The following is a 17618-nucleotide window of genomic DNA, read 5'->3' as shown; positions in this document are numbered from 1 at the left end:
GTTGTGGACGAAGGAGACCAACCGCCGCTCGCCGGGATCCGGGTCCTCGAACTGGGCAACTTCATCGCCGCGCCGTTCGCCACCCGGATCTTCGCGGACTTCGGCGCCGAGGTCGTGAAGATCGAGCGGCCTGGCACCGGGGACGAACTGCGCGGCTGGCGGCGCAGCAGGGGCCGGACGTCGATGATGTTCCGGACCATCGCCCGCAACAAACGCTCCGTCACCGTGGACCTGAGCACCGGCGAGGGCAGGGACATCGCGCTCGGCCTCGTGCGCCACTGCGACGTGGTCGTGGAGAACTTCCGCCCCGGCACGCTGGAGCGTCTCAAGCTCGGCTCCGACGAGCTGACGGCCGCCAACGCCGACGTCGTGCTGGTCCGCATCTCCGGTTACGGGCAGACGGGGCCATACCGGGACCGGGCGGGTTTCGGTGGTGTGGCCGAGGCGTTCGGCGGCCTGCGGCACGTCACCGGGCATCCCGACCGCGAGCCCGTCCGGCCCGCCGCGCCGGTCGGCGACGCCCTGGCCGGCCTGTACGGCGCGATCGGCGCGCTGATGTTGTTGCTGGCCAAGGCGCGGGGGCGCCCGCACGAGGGGCCGCGGGTCGCGGACGTGGCGCTCTACGAGTCGGTGTTCATGGCCATGGAGTCGCTGGTCCCCGACTACGACGCGTACGACGTGATCCGCCGCCGCACCGCCGGCAACCTGCCCGGCGTGGTGCCCAGCGGCATCTACCCCACCAGCGGCGGCGGATCCGTGATCATCGCGGGGAACTCCAGCGGCGTGTTCGGCCGGCTCATGACCGCGGTGGGCCGCCCCGACCTGGGCACGGACCCCACGCTGGCCGACGGCTCCGCCCGCGACGCGCGCGAGCCCGAGCTCAACGGGGCCATCTCCGCGTGGACCGCCCGCCACACCGCCGCCGAGGCGGTCGACCTGCTCAGCCGGGCCGGCGTTCCTGCCGGGCCCATCTACGACGCCGCCGACATCGCCGCCGACGAGCACTACCGGGCTCGTGACATGCTCCGCCCGCTCAAGGTCACCGTCGACGGCGAGCCCGAGGAGATCCGCTTCCCCGGCGTGGTGCCGCGCGTGCCCGGCGCGCCCGGCGACGTGCGCTGGGCCGGCCCCGAGCTGGGCGCGCACACCGACCAGGTCCTCGGCGACCTGCTCGGCTACTCGGCCGGCCGGCTCGGAGAGCTGCGCGCCAGGAAGGTGATCTGACATGCCCTGCCGGCGGCGCGAGGGCGAACGGACCCGCCCGTCACCGGTGACGCCGGAAATGAGGGCCTGACATGCCCGTCGCCGCCGACGTGACGGTCAACGACGTCGTGCTCAGGGACGGGCTGCAGGACGAGCCCGTCGTGGTCTCCGTGCCGGACCGCGTCGCCATCGCCGCCGCCCTGGCCGCCGCCGGGGTGCGCGCGATCGAGGCCGCCTCCTTCGTCAACCCGGCCAGGGTGCCGCAGATGGCGGGCGCGGAGGAGCTGTTCGCCGCGCTTCCCCGCGACGGCGCCGTACGCTACAGCGCGCTCGCGCTCAACGCCCGGGGCGTCACCCGTGCGGTGGCGGCGGGAGCCGACGAGATCGTGCTGGTCGTGTCGGCCGGGCAGGGGCACAGCCTGGCCAACGCGGGACGCGGCGTCGAGGACGTGCTCGCCGGTTTCCGCGACGTGGTGGCCGGCCACCCGCAGGCCACCTTCACCGGCGGCATCTCCACCGCGTTCACCTGCCCGTTCGACGGCGAGATCGCTCCGCCCAGACTGATCGCGGTGGCCCGCGGCCTGGCCGGGATGGGCGTGGCCCGCATCGTCCTGGCCGACACGCTGGGCACCACCGAGCCGGAGCGGATCGCCCGTACGCTGGCCGTGATCCGGCCCGCCCTGCCGGACGTGGAGTTCGGGCTGCACCTCCACGACGCCCGCGGCCAGGCGCTCGACACGGTCGACGCCGCGCTGGAGCTGGGCGTGACCCGCTTCGACGCCGCCGCCGGCGGCTACGGCGGTTGCCCGTTCGCGCCGGGAGCGCACGGCAACCTCGCGACCGAGCGCCTGGTGGCGCACCTGCACTCCCGCGGCGTCCGCACCGGCGTCGGCGAGGGCGCCCTCGCCGACGCGGTGGCCCTGGTCAGGGAGTGCCTGGCCCGGGGCACGCCGCTTGCGTGACGAGCGAAACCCCGGTCAGTGCAGACCCCGCTTGCCCGGCGTCCAGAAGGGCTTGACCTTGATCGAGGGTCGCGGCCAGTTGCGCTCGCGCACCAGATAGTCGCGCACCATCTGGCAGCTCCTGGCCTCACCGGCCACGTAGGCGGCCCCGGCGTTGCCCGGCAGGTCGAGGTCGGCGACCGCCGCGAGCAGGACCCGGGAGGAGGCGGCCGGCGCGCCATGGCGGTGAACACGGCGCAGCGCGCGGGCGCCCGGCATGGGCAGGTCGTGCTCGGGGGCCTCGCTCTCCAGGACGCCGTACACCTCGGCCGACGCGTCCAGCGCCCTGAGCATCGGCCCGAAGGCCGCGCCGGCGGTCTCCTCCCCGATGAACACGTGGTACGGCGCCTCACGGGTGAAGAAATCACCCTGCGGCCACCAGAAGGTCACGGCCTGGCCTGGCCGCGCCTCGTGCGCCCACCGCAGCCCGATGCCGTCGCCGTCGTACAGATGGACGCGCAGTTCCAGCGCCTGCCGGTCAGGCGAGAGATCCCAGATCGTGTAGGTGCGCAGCGTCTCGGACGGGCGCAGGATGCCCTGCACCGACAGCGGATCCATCAGCTGGATCCTGATGTGCTGGCCGGGCGTGTACGGGAAGGCGATGGGCCGGCCGGCCTCGAGCCGGATCCGCCGCATCGTGGGCGTCACGTGCTCGGCGTGCGTGATGGTCGCCTGAGCGGCGTACTTGGCGAACACCCCGGCGAGCGGGTTGCGGCGCGGCATGTCAGAGCCCCTTCCGCACGCCGCCAGGCCCACGCCCCCACAGTGCCGCCGGGCTCGGGACACGAATGCGCCGCGGAGAGTCCACTATGCCTCCTACTTCCTCTCGGTATATCTAGAGCCATTAAATAAACATAGAGATTCTAGGTTGTCAAAGGCGACGGCTCTCCCGGGAAACGTGCGGAAACCGCTCGGGGCCGCCGCGATGGCGCGAGCAGCCGGCCGGACGGCATCCGCGCAGGTCACGCGGAGATATCGATTCCTGTATCTGGCAAGCGGAGCCGCAGGGTTCTTGACGCTCGGCATGCCGACTTCTACATTCTCTGGGAAATCGATTGCTCGCCCCCCGAGCACTCAACTTCAGGAGGATGCGATATGTCGGCCTTCGAGAGGGTGACCCGCCGATCGCTGCTGCGTGGCGGAGCCGTCGCATTAGGTTCGGCCATGGCGGCGCCGCTGCTGTCCGCATGCGGGGGCGGTGACCAGGGCGGCAACCCGAAGGAGCTGACGTTCTGGAACTTCTACGGCCCCAACCAGAAGTCCGACGCGCAGAGCAAGTGGTTCACCGACCTCGTCGCGGCGTGGAACGCCAACAACGACGTCAAGGTCAAGCTCCACTACCTGCCCGGGCCGGAATATCTGGCCGGCCGGGCGCTGCAGACCGCGTTCTCCGCCGGGCAGGGGCCGGACATCTTCCTGCTCAGCCCGGGTGACTTCCTGCGCTACCACAACGGCGGCGTGCTGACCGATCTCACGCCGTACCTCAAGCCCGACCAGATCGCCGACTTCGCGGACGGCACGCTCGACACCCGCAAGGTCGACGGGAAGATCTACGGCCTGCCGATGGAGCGCGAGCCGCTGGCCGTCTTCTACAGCGTCGACACCTTCGAGCAGGCGAAGTTGTCGGAGGGCGACCTGCCGACGACCTGGGACCAGCTGCTCGACGTGGCCGGCAAGCTGACCTCCAAGGACCGCTTCGGCCTGCTGTTCGAGACCATCCCCGGCTACTACCAGAACTTCACCTGGTATCCGTTCATGTGGATGGCGGGCGGCTCGGCGGTGCCGGAGAACGGCGGGCCCGGCTTCGACTCGCCCGCCGTGCACAAGGCGCTGAAGCTCTGGCAGGACAGCATCACCGGCAAGATGGCCCCGCGCAAGCCGCAGGGCGACGGCGGCAATGACACCCCGGCCAACCTCGGCAGCGGGTTCGTCGCCATGCAGCAGACCGGCATCTGGGGCGTGTCGCAGCTGGCGCAGAACAAGAAGGACTTCCGGTACGGCGTCTTCCCCCTGCCCGTGCCGGAAGGCGGCACGTACACGACGTCGGTCGGCGGCTGGGCGTTCGTGGCCAACGCCAAGGGGGCCAACCCCGAGGCCGCGGCCAGGTTCATCGCCTGGGCCCTGGGCGCGAACGACGCCGAGGGCATCGAGCGGAGCCGCCAGTGGAACACGGTGGTCAAGACGAACCTGCCGGCCCGCACGTCCGTGCAGGAGGCCGCCAGGTCGGCCGGCGCCTTCGACGATCCCGCGCTCAAGGTCTTCCTGGAGAAGGTCGTCCCCGGTTCCAGAGGCGAGCCCCGTTACACCCCCGAGGTCTACAAGGCCGTGTCGGACGCCATCCAGGCCGCCCAGCTCGGCGGCGCGGATCCGGCGAAGGCGGCGGCCGACGCCGCGGCGAAGATCGACGCCTTCCTGAAGGGCTACAAGGGTGCGGCGATGTTGTGACCGGCGTGCCCCGTCCGCGGCGTGCGCGCCCCGGACGCCCGACCACCTGATCAGCGGAAAGAGGCGATAAAGCATGGCGACCGTTGCCGACCCCGGCACGACGGTGCGGCGGCCGCCCGGCGCCGCGCCCCCGGTGTGGAACCGGCGCAGGCGCGAGGCGCTCGCCGGGTACGCCTTCGTGGCGCCCGACCTGCTCGGCCTGATGATGTTCGTCGGGCTGCCCATGGCCCTTTCCCTCGGCGTCTCGCTGTTCAGCGCGGACGGGTTCGGCGGTTACACGTACGTCGGCCTGGACAACTTCCGGCAGATGGCCGAGGACACCCAGCTCTGGCAGAGCGTCAAGGTCACGCTGACGTACACGGTGGCGTTCGTGCCGATCGGGTTCGTGGTCAGCCTCGGCCTCGCGCTGCTGGTGCGCGACCACTTCCCCGGCGTCGGGCTGGTGCGGACGATGTTCTTCCTGCCGCACGTCATCAGCCTCGTCGTCGTCGGCATCGCCTGGCAGTTCCTGCTGGTCGACAAGAAGGGCGCGGTGCCCACGCTGCTGCGGCCCGTGGGGCTGGGCGACACGTCGTTCCTCGGCGATCCGTCGCTGGCGCTCGGGTCGCTGGTGGCGATCAGCATCTGGTTCCTGATGGGCTACAACATGCTGATCCTGCTCGGCGGGCTGAAGGACATCCCGAAGGAGTACGAGGAGGCGGCCGCCATCGACGGGGCCACCGCGTGGCAGAAGTTCCGCCACGTGATCTGGCCGCTGCTCCGGCCCACCAGCTTCTTCGTGCTGGTCAACTCGGTCGTCGGGTCGGTGACCGGGCTGCAGGCCTTCGACCTGGTCTATGTGCTGACCAAGGGCGGCCCCGCGGGCAGCACGTCGAGCGTCGTCTTCTACATCTACCAGCAGGCTTTCACCTTCAACAACTACGGCTACGCGTCCGCGCTGACCACGGTCGTCGTCGGGTTCCTCATCGCGGCGACGGGCACCATGTTCGGGCTCACGAAGGGAGGCCGGTTCGATGCCGGTTAGGCTGCGCGCGATCGTCGGATACGTGCTGGCCATGGTCACCGTGGCCCCGCTGGTCTGGCTGCTGGTGGCGGTGCTGAGGCCGGCCGACGAGCTGTTCGACGTGACGCTGCCGAGCAGGCTGACCCTGGACAACCTGCTCTACGTGCTGACCGAGATGCCGATCGGCCGATACATGGTCAACAGCGCCATCGTCTCCGTCGCGGTGACGGTGATCGCGCTCGTGTTGCACTCGATGGCGGCGTACGCGCTGGCCCGGCTGCGATTTCCCGGGCGGCAGGTGATCTTCTCGATGATCGTGTCCACGCTGCTGGTGTCGCTGCCGGTGATCCTCGTGCCGCTGTTCCTGGTGGCCAGGGAGCTGGGGCTGCTGGACACGTACGCGGGGCTGATCCTGCCGGCGATCTTCCACGCGTTCGGGATCTTCCTGCTCCGCCAGTACTACCTGACGATTCCGCGCGAGCTGGAAGAGGCCGCTGACCTCGACGGGTGCGGATATTTCCGGCGCTGGTGGCAGGTGGTGGTGCCGCTCAGCCGCCCGGTGCTCGCCTCGCTCGCCGTCCTGTTCTTCCTGGCCAACTGGAACGCGTTCCTCTGGCCGCTGACCGCCATCCAGGACCCGAAGCTGCGCGTGGTGCAGGTCGGGATCTCCACCCTCCAAGGCCAGTACGGCTCGGCCTGGAACTATGTCCTGGCCGCGACGGTGATCGCGGCAGTGCCCACCTTGATCGCTTTCGTGCTCGGCCAGCGCCGGCTCGTCGAGGCGATCAAGACCTCCGGACTGAAGTAAGGATCACATCAGCATGACCTATGGCGACTTCGGCAGCAGCCTGCGCGACCTGCCCCGGCTGCGGACGTCCAGGCGCAGGCGCGTCTCCAGCTACGACCGCACGGGCGGCAACGACGACCGGCTGAAGGTCGAGGCGGGCACCACCGTGACCCTGGCCGACATCGAGGGCCCCGGCTCGATCAACCACATCTGGTGCACCGTGGCGCTGCCCCAGCAGGACGTGCCCGACGCGGCGGACCTCGACTACCTGCGCCGCCTGGTGTTGAAGATCACCTGGGAGGACCAGGAGCACCCCAGCGTGCTGGTGCCGCTCGGCGACTTCTTCGGCATGGGCCACGCCAGGACGGCGAACTTCGTCTCGGCGCCGCTGCAGATGAGCCCGCAGAACGGCAAGGGCTTCAACTCGTGGTTCCACATGCCGTTCGCGAGCCGGGCGAAGGTGGAGCTGGTCAGCGAGCTGTCGTCCGAGCCGGTCTTCTTCTACTACTACATCGACTACGAGGTGTTCGACGCCGCCGCCGACGACCTCGGTTACTTCCACGCCCAGTGGCGCTGCGAGCGGCCGACGGACGGGATCGAGCAGGGCACGCAGAGCAACCGCGAGTTCCAGGTGGAGGGCGTCAACGACACCGGTGACGGCAACTACGTCCTCCTGGACGCCGAAGGGCGCGGCCACTACGTGGGCTGCGTGCTCAACATCCGCAATCTGCGCGAGACCAGCGACTGGAACTGGTACGGCGAGGGCGACGACATGATCTTCATCGACGGGGAGCCGTTCCCGCCGTCGTTGCACGGCACCGGCACCGAGGACTACTTCAACACCGCCTGGTGCCCCACGCAGACGTACCACGCCCCGTACCACGGCATCACCATGCCCGGCGGCGACAACTGGAGCGGCGAGATCTCGCTCTACCGCTTCCACGTCGAGGACCCGATCACGTTCACCGAGTCGATCAAGGTGACGATCGAGCACGGCCACGCCAACAAGCGCTCGGACGACTACTCGTCGGTCGCGTTCTGGTACCAGACGCTGCCGCACAAGCCGTTCGGGATCGCGCCCGTCGAGCAGCGGCTGCCGTTCCCGCCCCGCTAGTAATCGATTTCCAGGCGCCGCGATAGACTGCCGTAGCTCAGCTGCCGGGCCTGCCACGAGATGGGACGAGGTTGCTCAAGATCCAAGATGTCGCGCGACACGCCGGGGTCTCCGCCGCGACGGTCTCCCGTGTGCTCAACGGCCGTTCCACGGTCAACCCTGAGCTCGCGGCCCGCGTCCACGCGGCCGTCAGGGAGCTGGGCTACCGGCCCAACGGCGTCGCGCGCAACCTCAGGCGCCGGCAGACCACGCTGTGGGCGGTGCTCATCTCCGACGTCGGCAACCCGTTCTTCACCTCGCTGGTGCGCGGGGTGGAGGACGGCGGGCGGCAGTTCGGCTACTCGGTCGTGTTGTGCAACACCGACGAGAACCGCGCCAGGGAGGCCGAGTACATCGCGGTGGCGCTGGCCGACAACATGGCGGGCGTGATCATCTCGCCCGCCGACGACTCCACCGACATCAGCGCCCTGGTCGCCGCCGGCACAGCCGTGGTGACCATCGACCGCGAGCTGGCCGAGACCGAGGTCGACGCCGTGCTGGTGGACAACGAGAAGGGCGCGGAGATGGCCACCGCGCACCTGCTGGAGTCGGGCTACCGCCGCATCGCGTGCATCACGGGCCCGCGCCGGATGTCCACGGCGATGCGGCGGCTGCGCGGCTACCAGCGGGCGCTGCGGGCCTTCGGGCTGCCGCCGGACCGTTCCCTGATCCGCCACGCCGACTTCCGCGAGGAGGGCGGCTACTCGGCCATGGCGACGCTCCTGGACGAGGGGGTCGAGATCGACGCGGTGTTCGGGGCGAACAACCTGATGACCGTGGGGGCCGTGGAGTGCCTCATGGATCGCGGCGTGGCCATCCCTGGCCGGGTCGGGGTGATCGGCTTCGACGACATCCCCTGGGCGCGGCTGTTCCGCCCGGGGCTGAGCACGGTGCGGCAGCCGACGTACGAACTGGGGCGGGCGGCCGCGCAGCTGCTCGCCGACCGTATCGACAACCCGGCCAGGCCGGCCGCCCGCATGGTGCTGCAGACGGAGCTGCACCCCCGCGAGAGCTCCAGCCCCCGCGCCGGCTGACCCCTCCGCCACACCCGGGCCGGCGCCGTTCCCGCGCCGGCCTTTCCGCTGCTCGTACGTGGTAGCGCTACCAGGCGTTCACTGTTGCCATTCTGTGATGTGAAGCGGCATTGACGGTCCATCGGGCGAGATCTAGCTTGGGTGGAAATCGATTTCCGAGCAATCGATTTCCGAACATGGAGGTCAACCACCCGTGGCACGTATCGGAGTGCTGAGCATCTCGGACGGGCGCGACTTCGTCGCCCGCGATCTCGTGGATCACATCGACGCCGCCACCACCGCACTGGCGAAGGCGTTGCGCAAGGAGGGGCACGAGGTGATCGTGGCTCCGGAGATCGTGTCGACCAGCGAGTTGGCCACCTCGCAGGCCCGCCGGCTCGCGGACCAGCGGCCCGACCTGACGATCTTCAACTACGCGGTCTGGGCCTTCCCGCATTTCACCATGCTCGCCGCCGAGGCCACTCCGGGGCCGCTGCTGCTGATGGCCAACATCGACCCCGCCCAGCCGGGCATGGTCGGCATGCTGGCCGGCGGCGGTGGTCTCGACCAGATCGGCAGGGTGCACGCACGGGCCTGGGGCGACATCGAGGACCCCGCCGTTAAGAGCCGCGTGCTGACCGAGGTGCGCGCCGCGCGGGCCGTCCGAGGGCTGCGCGGATCGACGTTCGGCCGGATCGGCGGCCGGCCCATGGGCATGTACACCGCCGTCGCCAACACCGACCAGTGGATGCGCACCTTCGGCGTGGACGTCGAGGAGATCGACCAGTGGGAGATCGTGCGCCGCAGCGAGAACGCGTCCCAGACCCGTGTGAAGGAGGCTCGCGAATGGCTCGAGACCAAGGGCAACGTCCACTACGACGGCAAGCAGCTCACACCTGACCTGCTCGAACGGCAGATCCGTACGTACTACGCGATGCGCGAGCTCATCGACGAGTGGAAGCTGGACTTCTCCGGCATCAAGGGCCAGCCCGAGCTGACCACCCACTTCTGCACGATGGACATCGCCGAGTCCTTCCTCAACGACCCCTACGACTGGGAGGGCCCGAAGGAGACGCACGTCTGCGCGACCGAGGCCGACATGGACGGCGCGCTGAGCATGCAGATCCTCAAGCTGCTGAGCGGCGACCCGGTGCTGTTCGCCGACGTGCGGCACTACCACGCCGACAAGGACGTGTGGGACCTGTGCAACTCCGGCCAGCACGCCACCTGGTACGCCGCCCGCTCCGACGACCCCGCCGAGAACCTGGCGAAGACGCACTTCTACCCCGAGGTGTTCTTCTTCCCCGCCGGCGGCGCCAGCGTGCACCATCTGGCCGCGCCCGGCGCCGCCACGTTCGCCCGGCTCACCCGCAGGGACGGCGCCTACCGCATGCACGTGATGCGCGGCGACTTCGAGCTGTACGACGACGCCACGAACGAGGCCATGGCCAGGCAGTCGACGTTCGAGTGGCCGCACGCGTTCACCAGGCTGCACGTGCCGGCCACCGAGTTCCTCGGGCGGTTCGGCTCCAACCACATCCACGCCGTGCCCGGCGACCACGTCGCCGAACTGCAGGCGGTCTGCACACAACTGGGTGTCGAGTTCGAGGGGTTCGGCGATGCGGCTTAACAAGGTTCTGCTGGCGGCCGTCCTGGCGGCCGGAACATTAGCGGCACCCGCGCAGGCGCAGGCGCAGCCGGCGTCGGGCAAGGGAGCGGTCGGATGGGACGTCTACCGGCGGCTCGACCGGCTGCCGGAGCTGACGACCGGCGTGCAGACCAAACAGTTCTCCAGCTTCGACCGCACGGCCGACAACAACGACGGGTTCGAGGGCACGTACTCCTGCCTGCACACCTCCGGTCAGGGTTGCGTGATCGCCGAGCACACCGGCGCCGGCGAGGTGCAGGCCATCTGGTTCACCAGGGACGGCGGCGACGTCACGAAGACGGGCACGATCACCATCGAGCTGGACGGCCGCAAGGTCGTCGAGGCGAGCCTGCAGGACCTGGTGAACGGCAAGCTCGGCGCGCCTTTCGTCTATCCGCTCGTGGGCAACGCCGACCAGAGCTCGGGCGGCGTCTACGTCGAGGTGCCGATGCCGTACCGGGAGTCGATGCGCATCACGACCGAGCACAACCCGCTCTTCCACCACGTCTCCTACCGCACGTTCGCCGACGCCGAGGGCGTGCGCACGTTCGACCCGTCCGACAAGGCGCAGGACGTGATCGACCGGCTCAAGGCCGGCGGCGACCCCAAGCCCGCGCTCCCGGGCGCGCGCACCCACGACACCGCGATCGACCTCGCCCCCGGCAGGTCGGTCCGGCTCGCCCGCACGCACGGCTCCGGCCTGCTGTCGCAGATCAGGCTCCGGCTGCCCCAGGCCGAGCAGGTCCTGCCGGAGACCGAGGCCGACGAGGGCCGGGCGTTCGGCAAGGACGGCTCCAGCGAGTTCACCGTCAAGATCGACCCCGAGAACGACGGGGTACGGCTGACCCGGCGCATCGACCCGGCCATCGGCAAGCAGGTCGCCAAGGTGCTGGTGGACGGCCAGGAGGTGGCCCAGTGGCCGCCGAGCAAGGTCGGCGCCTCGGGCATGTGGGCCGAGGAGTCCGTCGACCTGCCGGCGAGCGCGACCAGGGGCAAGGCGCAGATCACGATCAAGAACGTGTTCCAGTCGTCCGACCTCGACTACAACGAGTTCACGTACTGGGTGGACAGCGGCGGCGAGCGCACCGACACCGTGGACGTGGGCGACGCTGCGGATGAGGCGGCGCACGACTACACGATCGCCGCGCAGACCTGGCAGGGCGAGCGGACCTTCGCCTTCCCGATGGAGGAGGACGAGCTCGCCAGGGTCAGGGCGGCCCAGGAGGTGCTGCAGGGGCTGCGGCTGCGGATCGCCTTCGACGGCAGGCGCACCGTGGACGCGCCGGTCGGCGAGTTCTTCGGCAGCGGGCACGCGATGATGCCGGTCAAGTCGCTGATGTACGCCGTCGACGCCGGGACGAGCACGATGTCGGCCTGGTGGCCGATGCCGTACCGGAAGGGCGCGACGGTCGAGCTGCTCAACGGCACCGGCCGGGCGATCGAGGGAGAGGCGTCGGTCACGTCGGCCGACCGTCCCATGGCACAAAATGTCGGTTATTTCGGGGCGCAGTCGCACGCCGGCGCCACCACGCCCGGCACGAGCTGGCCCTTCCTCAAGGCCACCGGCCAGGGCAAGTTCGTCGGGGTCAGCCACACCATGCGCGGCCCGACCAACCGCAACTACCTGGAGGGCGACGAGCGCGTCCACGTGGACGGCTCGCGCACCCCGCAGATCCACGGCACCGGCACAGAGGACTTCTACCAGGCGGGCTGGTACTTCAACAGGGAGACCTTCAACACGCCCTTCCACGGCAACCCCGTGCACCTGGCCCCGGCCACCGGCTGCCCGGAGGAGAGCGACTGCACCAGCGCCTACCGGCTGATGATCGGCGACGCGGTGCCGTTCGGCAGCGCGATCACGTTCGACATCGAGCACGGCTGGACCAACAACGTCGAGGGCGTCTACTCCTCCACCGCCTACTGGTACGGCTCCGGCAGGGCGGCCACCAAGAGGACCGACGCCCTGACGGTCGGCGACCCGGCCAGCGAGCGGACCCACCGCTACACCGGCCAGGGCGAGGTCACCACGCTGGAGTCCGCGTTCGAGGGCGATCTGGAGAACGCCGACACGCTGAAGGCCACCCAGCGCGTCACCGAGGGCCCGGTCTCCTTCAGGCTGCGGATCGACCGCGGCAACAAGGGCGTCGAGCTGCGGCGTACGAGTGACCAGAGCCGCGCCGGACAACGCGCCGAGGTCACCGTCAACGGGCACCGGCTGCCCGACTGGACGCAGCCGCTCGGCAACGAGAGCCGCCGGTGGCTGGAGGACACCTACCAGATCCCGGCGAGCGCGACCCGGGGCCGCGGCGAGATCACGGTCCGGCTCACGCCGAAGACGCCCTGGTCGGCTGCCTCCTACACCGCGTGGAGTCTGCGGTGACCGTTCTGACGATGCGGGCCATCGGCAAATCCTTCCCCGGTGTGCGGGCCCTCGACGGGGTCTCGCTCACCGTGGCGGAGGGCGAGGTGGTGGCCCTCCTCGGAGAGAACGGCGCCGGAAAGTCGACGCTGATGAACATCCTGGCCGGCGTGTTCAAGGAGTACGAGGGCGAGATCGAGATCGGCGGGCAGGCGGCGCGCATCCACTCGCCCAAGGACGCGCGCCGGCACGGGATCGCGATGATCCACCAGGAGCTCAACCTCGTGCCCGAGCTGTCCATCGCGGACAACATCTTCCTCGGCAGGGAACGCGCGATCCTCGACAGGAAGACCATGGAGGCGCGGACCGCGGAGCTGCTGCGCGGTCTCGGCCTCGACCTGTCGCCGCGCCGGCTCATCAAGCAGTGCAAGATCGCCGAACGCCAGCTCATCGAGGTGGCCAAGGCGCTGTCGCAGAACGTCCGCGTCCTGGTCATGGACGAGCCGACCTCGGCCCTGGCCGACGCGGAGGTGCAGCGGCTGTACACGGTCATCCGCGACCTGACCGGGCGCGGCGTGGCCGTCATCTACATCTCGCACCGCCTGGAGGAGCTGGAGGAGATCGCCGACCGGGTGGTCGTGCTGCGTGACGGCACGTACGTCGGCGAGCGCTCGGAGGTGGACCGGGACGAGCTGATCCAGCTGATGGTCGGCCGGCCGCTGGGCGAGATGTTCCCGCGGGCGGACGGCGGCGGGACCGGCGAGGAGCTGCTGAGGGTCGACGGGTTGTCGGTGCCGGGCGAGCCCGGCACCGGCCGTACCCCGTTGCGCGAGGTCTCCCTGTCCGTACGGGCGGGCGAGATCGTCGGCGTGGCCGGCCTGATGGGCGCGGGCCGCAGCGAGCTGCTGGAAACGATCTTCGGTGTGCACCGGCCGGCCGCGGGCTCGATGAGCCTGGGCGGGCGGCCGTACCGCCCGCGAAGCCCGAAGGGCGCGATCCGGCGGGGCGTCGCGCTCGTCGCCGAGGACCGCAAGGCGCAGAGCCTGGTGCTGGGCAACAGCATCGCCTTCAACGCCGGCCTGCCCTCGCTCGGCCGGTTCCTGCGCTTCGGCATGGTGGACGCCCGCCGCGAGCAGGCGGCCGTCGGGCAGCAGGTGAGCGAGCTGCGCGTCAAGGCGCCCGGCACCCGGTTCACCGTCGGGAACCTGTCCGGCGGCAACCAGCAGAAGGTCGTACTGGCCAAATGGCTGCTGACCTCGCCGTCGCTGATCCTCATGGACGAACCCACCCGCGGCATCGACGTGGGGGCCAAGGCGGAGATCCACGCGCTGATGTCCGCGCTGGCCGCCGGCGGCAAGGGCGTGCTGGTGGCCTCGTCGGAGCTGCCCGAGCTGCTCGCCATGTGCGACCGGATCCTCGTGTTGTGCGAGGGCCGGATCACCGCGGAGTTCTCCCGGGCGGAGAACCCCACGCAGGAGGCGATTCTCGAAGCCGCCATGGCACGACAAAAGGTGACGGCCCTATGACGACCAAGACCGCGCCGCCCACGCCCGCGAAGGCGCCCGGTGAGAACCGGCTGCGGCGCACGTTCTCCGCCCTCGGCGCGGCGCAGGCCTACATCGGCCTGGTCCTGATCCTCGCGGTCGGCATCGCGACGAAGGGCGACATCTTTCTCAACGAGACGAACCTCACCAACGCCGTCGGCGCCTTCGCCTCGCGCGGCATCCTGGCCGTCGGCGTCACGCTGGTGATCCTGACCGGCGGCATCGACCTGTCCGTCGGCTCGCTGCTCGGCATCGCCTCCATGACGGCGGCGATGATGTTGTCGAAGCATTCGCTGGAGCCGTGGCAGATCGTGCCGATCTGCATGGTGGTGGGCGCGTTCTTCGGCTTCCTCAACGGCGCGGGCACGGCCTGGCTGCGCATCCAGTCGTTCGTCATGACGCTGGCCATGTTGTCCGTCGTACGCGGCCTGGACCGGCAGGTCAGTGACAACGTCAGCGTCGGCACCCAGATCGCCGGGCCCGACGGGAAGCTGACGCCGCAGGCGGAGGCGTTCCAGTTGTTCGGCACGCCGGGGCACAACCTGTTCGACCGGATCTACTACCCGGTACTGGCCTTCATCGTGGTCTGCGTGGTCTTCCACCTGATCCTGACGAAGACCCGGTTCGGCCGGCACGTGTACGCGGTCGGCGGCAACCCGACCGCGGCCCGCCTGTCCGGGGTCAACGTCACGGCGATCACGATCGCGGTGTTCACGCTGTCGGGCATGCTCGCCGGGTTCGCGGGGCCCATCGACGCCGCCTACAGCGCTTCGGCCGATCCGCAGGCCGGGCAGTCGTACGAGCTGGACGCCATCGCGGCCGCGGTCATCGGCGGCGCGTCGCTGGCGGGAGGCAAGGGCACCATCGCGGGCACGTTCGTCGGCGCCCTCATCCTGACGCTGCTGGACAACGTGCTCGGGCTCAACGCGGTCAGCGACAACTGGCAGCTCGTCATCAAGGGACTGATCGTCGTCGTGGCGGTGGTCCTGCAGCGTCCCGATCTCTTCAAGTTCTTCCGAGGAGGGTCTCGATCGTGAAGAAGGCCATCACCATCGCTCTGTGCGCGGTTCTCGCCGCGGCGTGCGCGTCGAAGGTGCCCGGCCCGTCGACGTCGGCGGACGGCGGTGAGAAGAAGAAGTTCGTCGTCGGCTACTCGCAGTCGAACAACGCCGAGCCGTACCGGGCGCAACTCAACCTGCAGCTGCAGCACTTCATGAAGAAATATCCGGACATCGAGTTGCTGCCGATCGCCGACGCCAAGCAGTCGAGCGCCACGCAGGTCTCCCAGGTCCAGAACTTCGTCACGCAGAAGGTCGACGCGCTCATCGTCTCCCCCACGGAGCCCGCGCCGCTGACTGCGGCCGTGGAGCAGGCGTGCCAGGCCAAGATCCCGGTCATCATCCTCGACCGCACGGTGAACACCGACTGCTACACCGCCTTCATCGGCGGCGACAACGTGCTCATCGGCAAGAAGGCCGGCGAGGAGGCGGTCAAGCTGCTGCCCGACGGCGGCACCGTCGTCGAGCTGCGCGGCATCATGTCCAACCAGCCGCAGATCGACCGCGACAAGGGCTTCCGCGAGGCCATCGCGGCCAACCCCAAAATCAAGATCATCGCCGACCGCGAGGGCAAGTGGCTGAAGGAGCAGGCCACCCCGATCATGCAGCAGTGGCTGGCCCAGCACGAGAAGATCGACCTCGTGTACGGGCACAACGACCCCATGGCGCTCGGCGCCTACCTGGCCGCCCAGGCCGCGGGCAAGGCCGAGCAGATCAAGTTCATCGGCATCGACGGCCTGGCCATCCCCGACGGCGGCATCCGCGCCGTGCAGCTCGGCCAGCTGTCGGCCACGTTCATCTACCCGACGGGCGCGGAGGAGGCGGCCGAGACCGTCAACAAGATCCTGCACGGCCAGGAGGTGGACAAGAAACAGGTTCTCGGCACGACGCAGGTCACCAAGGACAACGCGGCCGAGCTCTACAAGAAGTACGACCTGTCGGGGCAGGGCTGATGTTCCTCGGCATCGACATCGGCACCGCGAGCTCCAAGGGCGTGCTGGTGGCGCCCGACGGGACGGTGGTGGCCACGGCGGTGCGCGAGCACCGCACCGCCACGCCCCGGCCCGGCTGGTTCGAGCACGACGCGGACGAGGTCTGGTGGGCCGGCTTCCTGGCCATCGCCGGGGAGCTGGCCCGCCCCGACGTCGCCGCGCTCGGGCTCAGCGGCATCGGACCGTGCGTCCTGCCCTGCGCCGCCGACGGCACGCCGCTGCGCCCGGCCATCCTGTACGGCGTGGACACCCGCGCCACCGCCGAGATCGCCGCCCAGACCGAGCGGTACGGCGAAGCCGCGATCATGGACAGGTGCGGGTCGCCGCTCACCTCGCAGGCGGCCGGGCCGAAACTGGAATGGCTGCGGGGCCACGAACCCGGCGTGTGGGAGCGCACCCGGCGCGTGTTCATGGCGCACTCCTGGCTGGCGTACCGGCTGACCGGCGCGTACGTGCTCGACCACCACTCGGCCAGCCAGTGCACGCCCCTCTACGACACCCGCACCCACACGTGGATCAGCGAATGGGCCGCCGGCATCGCGCCCGGGCTGGAGCTGCCCGCGCTCGCGTGGAGCGGCGAGACCGTCGGCACGGTCACGGACGCCGCCGCGGCCGGCACCGGGCTGCCTGCGGGGATCCCGGTCGTCGCCGGGACCATCGACGCCTGGGCGGAGGCCCACAGCGCGGGTGTCACCGCGCCGGGCGACGTCATGCTGATGTACGGGAGCACCATGTTCGTCGTCGAGGTGCTCGCCGCGCGGGCCGTCTCGCCGCACTTGTGGGGGACCGCCGGGGTCGCGCCGGGGACGTACAGCCTGGCGGCGGGGATGGCCACCTCGGGGGCGATCACCGGATGGTTGCGCGACCTGACCGGCGCGTCGTTCGAGGAGCTCACCGCCGAGGCCGCGGCCGCCGGGCGCGGCGCGGAGGGGTTGCTCATGTTGCCGTACTTCGCCGGGGAGCGCACGCCGCTCTTCGACCCGGACGCGCGCGGCGCGCTCATCGGGATGACCCTGCGGCACGGGCGCGGCCACCTCTACCGGGCGGCGCTGGAGGCCACGGCCTTCGGCGTGCGGCACAACCTGGAGGCCATGCGCGCCGCGGGCGGCGCGGGCAAGAGGCTCATGGCGGTCGGCGGCGGCACGCGGGGCGGCTTGTGGACCCAGATCGTGTCGGACGTGCTGCAGCAACCGCAGGTGTTGCCCGCGCACACGGTCGGCGCGGCGTACGGCGACGCCATGCTGGCCGCCCAGGCGTGCGGCGTGGCGAGCGAGGGCTGGAACCCGGCCGTCGCCGCGGTCGAGCCCGATGCGGGCGCGGCCGCCGACTACGACCGGCTCTACCACCTCTACCGCGACCTCTACCGGTCGACGCGCCACATCGCCCACGCGCTCGCGTGAGCGTGCGCCCGG

The 17618-nt window shown here is 70.3% G+C and carries 14 protein-coding genes; 13 read left to right on the top strand and 1 reads right to left on the bottom strand.

Translation table 11 applies throughout. The features are described 5' to 3' along the window. Positions 1–3: 3 nt before the first annotated feature. Together ABGB01_RS08620 and ABGB01_RS08615 are read left to right on the top strand one after the other, a co-directional pair. Positions 4–1224: a CaiB/BaiF CoA-transferase family protein gene (locus ABGB01_RS08620; RefSeq protein ID WP_347772039.1), complete on the top strand. Its 1221-nt coding sequence runs from the start codon at positions 4–6 to the stop codon at positions 1222–1224. 71 nt (positions 1225–1295) lie between these two features. Further along, positions 1296–2165: a hydroxymethylglutaryl-CoA lyase gene (locus ABGB01_RS08615; RefSeq protein WP_347772037.1), complete on the top strand. Its 870-nt coding sequence runs from the start codon at positions 1296–1298 to the stop codon at positions 2163–2165. A gap of 15 nt (positions 2166–2180) precedes the next feature. On the opposite strand, the gene ABGB01_RS08610 is transcribed toward ABGB01_RS08615, so the two are convergent. Then, positions 2181–2927 carry a siderophore-interacting protein gene (locus tag ABGB01_RS08610; RefSeq protein WP_347772035.1) on the bottom strand — a complete coding sequence of 249 codons (747 nt, stop codon included), beginning with the start codon at positions 2925–2927 and terminating at the stop codon, positions 2181–2183. A 372-nt stretch (positions 2928–3299) separates the two neighbouring features. Between ABGB01_RS08610 and ABGB01_RS08605 the strand changes: the two genes are divergently transcribed. The 11 genes from ABGB01_RS08605 (at position 3300) to ABGB01_RS08555 (ending at position 17606) form a co-directional block, all read left to right on the top strand. Further along, positions 3300–4649: a sugar ABC transporter substrate-binding protein gene (locus tag ABGB01_RS08605; protein ID WP_347772033.1), complete on the top strand. Its 1350-nt coding sequence runs from the start codon at positions 3300–3302 to the stop codon at positions 4647–4649. 73 nt (positions 4650–4722) lie between these two features. Further along, positions 4723–5673 carry a sugar ABC transporter permease gene (locus ABGB01_RS08600; protein ID WP_347772031.1) on the top strand — a complete coding sequence of 317 codons (951 nt, stop codon included), beginning with the start codon at positions 4723–4725 and terminating at the stop codon, positions 5671–5673. Further along, positions 5663–6460, top strand: coding sequence for a carbohydrate ABC transporter permease (locus ABGB01_RS08595; RefSeq protein WP_347772029.1), 798 nt, complete (start codon positions 5663–5665; stop codon positions 6458–6460). The genes ABGB01_RS08600 and ABGB01_RS08595 overlap by 11 nt, the downstream gene beginning before the upstream one ends. A gap of 13 nt (positions 6461–6473) precedes the next feature. Next, entirely contained in the window at positions 6474–7553 is a 1080-nt protein-coding gene (locus tag ABGB01_RS08590; RefSeq protein WP_347772027.1) for a glycoside hydrolase family 172 protein, read from the top strand. Between the two features lie 71 nt (positions 7554–7624). After that, entirely contained in the window at positions 7625–8626 is a 1002-nt protein-coding gene (locus ABGB01_RS08585) for a LacI family DNA-binding transcriptional regulator (protein ID WP_347772025.1), read from the top strand. Positions 8627–8819: 193 nt separating this feature from the next. Further along, positions 8820–10235 carry an L-fucose/L-arabinose isomerase family protein gene (locus ABGB01_RS08580; RefSeq protein WP_347772023.1) on the top strand — a complete coding sequence of 472 codons (1416 nt, stop codon included), beginning with the start codon at positions 8820–8822 and terminating at the stop codon, positions 10233–10235. Then, the gene (locus ABGB01_RS08575; protein ID WP_347772021.1) at positions 10225–12633 is read left to right on the top strand and encodes a glycoside hydrolase family 172 protein; all 2409 of its coding nucleotides are present in this window, start codon (positions 10225–10227) and stop codon (positions 12631–12633) included. Before ABGB01_RS08580 ends, ABGB01_RS08575 begins: the two co-directional genes overlap by 11 nt. Beyond that, the gene (locus tag ABGB01_RS08570; protein WP_347772019.1) at positions 12630–14138 is read left to right on the top strand and encodes a sugar ABC transporter ATP-binding protein; all 1509 of its coding nucleotides are present in this window, start codon (positions 12630–12632) and stop codon (positions 14136–14138) included. Before ABGB01_RS08575 ends, ABGB01_RS08570 begins: the two co-directional genes overlap by 4 nt. After that, positions 14135–15193, top strand: a complete 1059-nt coding sequence (locus ABGB01_RS08565) for an ABC transporter permease (RefSeq protein ID WP_132596622.1) — start codon at positions 14135–14137, stop codon at positions 15191–15193. Before ABGB01_RS08570 ends, ABGB01_RS08565 begins: the two co-directional genes overlap by 4 nt. Beyond that, positions 15190–16167 (top strand): substrate-binding domain-containing protein, encoded by a 978-nt coding sequence (locus tag ABGB01_RS08560; protein WP_347772017.1) that lies wholly within the window; start codon positions 15190–15192, stop codon positions 16165–16167. The genes ABGB01_RS08565 and ABGB01_RS08560 overlap by 4 nt, the downstream gene beginning before the upstream one ends. Then, the gene (locus ABGB01_RS08555) at positions 16167–17606 is read left to right on the top strand and encodes an FGGY family carbohydrate kinase (RefSeq protein ID WP_347772015.1); all 1440 of its coding nucleotides are present in this window, start codon (positions 16167–16169) and stop codon (positions 17604–17606) included. The genes ABGB01_RS08560 and ABGB01_RS08555 overlap by 1 nt, the downstream gene beginning before the upstream one ends. The last annotated feature ends 12 nt before the right edge of the window (positions 17607–17618 follow it).

This window comes from Nonomuraea sp. B5E05 (genome assembly GCF_039880665.1).
In the GTDB taxonomy this organism is placed as follows: Bacteria; Actinomycetota; Actinomycetes; order Streptosporangiales; family Streptosporangiaceae; genus Nonomuraea.
This window is presented reverse-complemented; position numbering and strand designations above follow the sequence as displayed.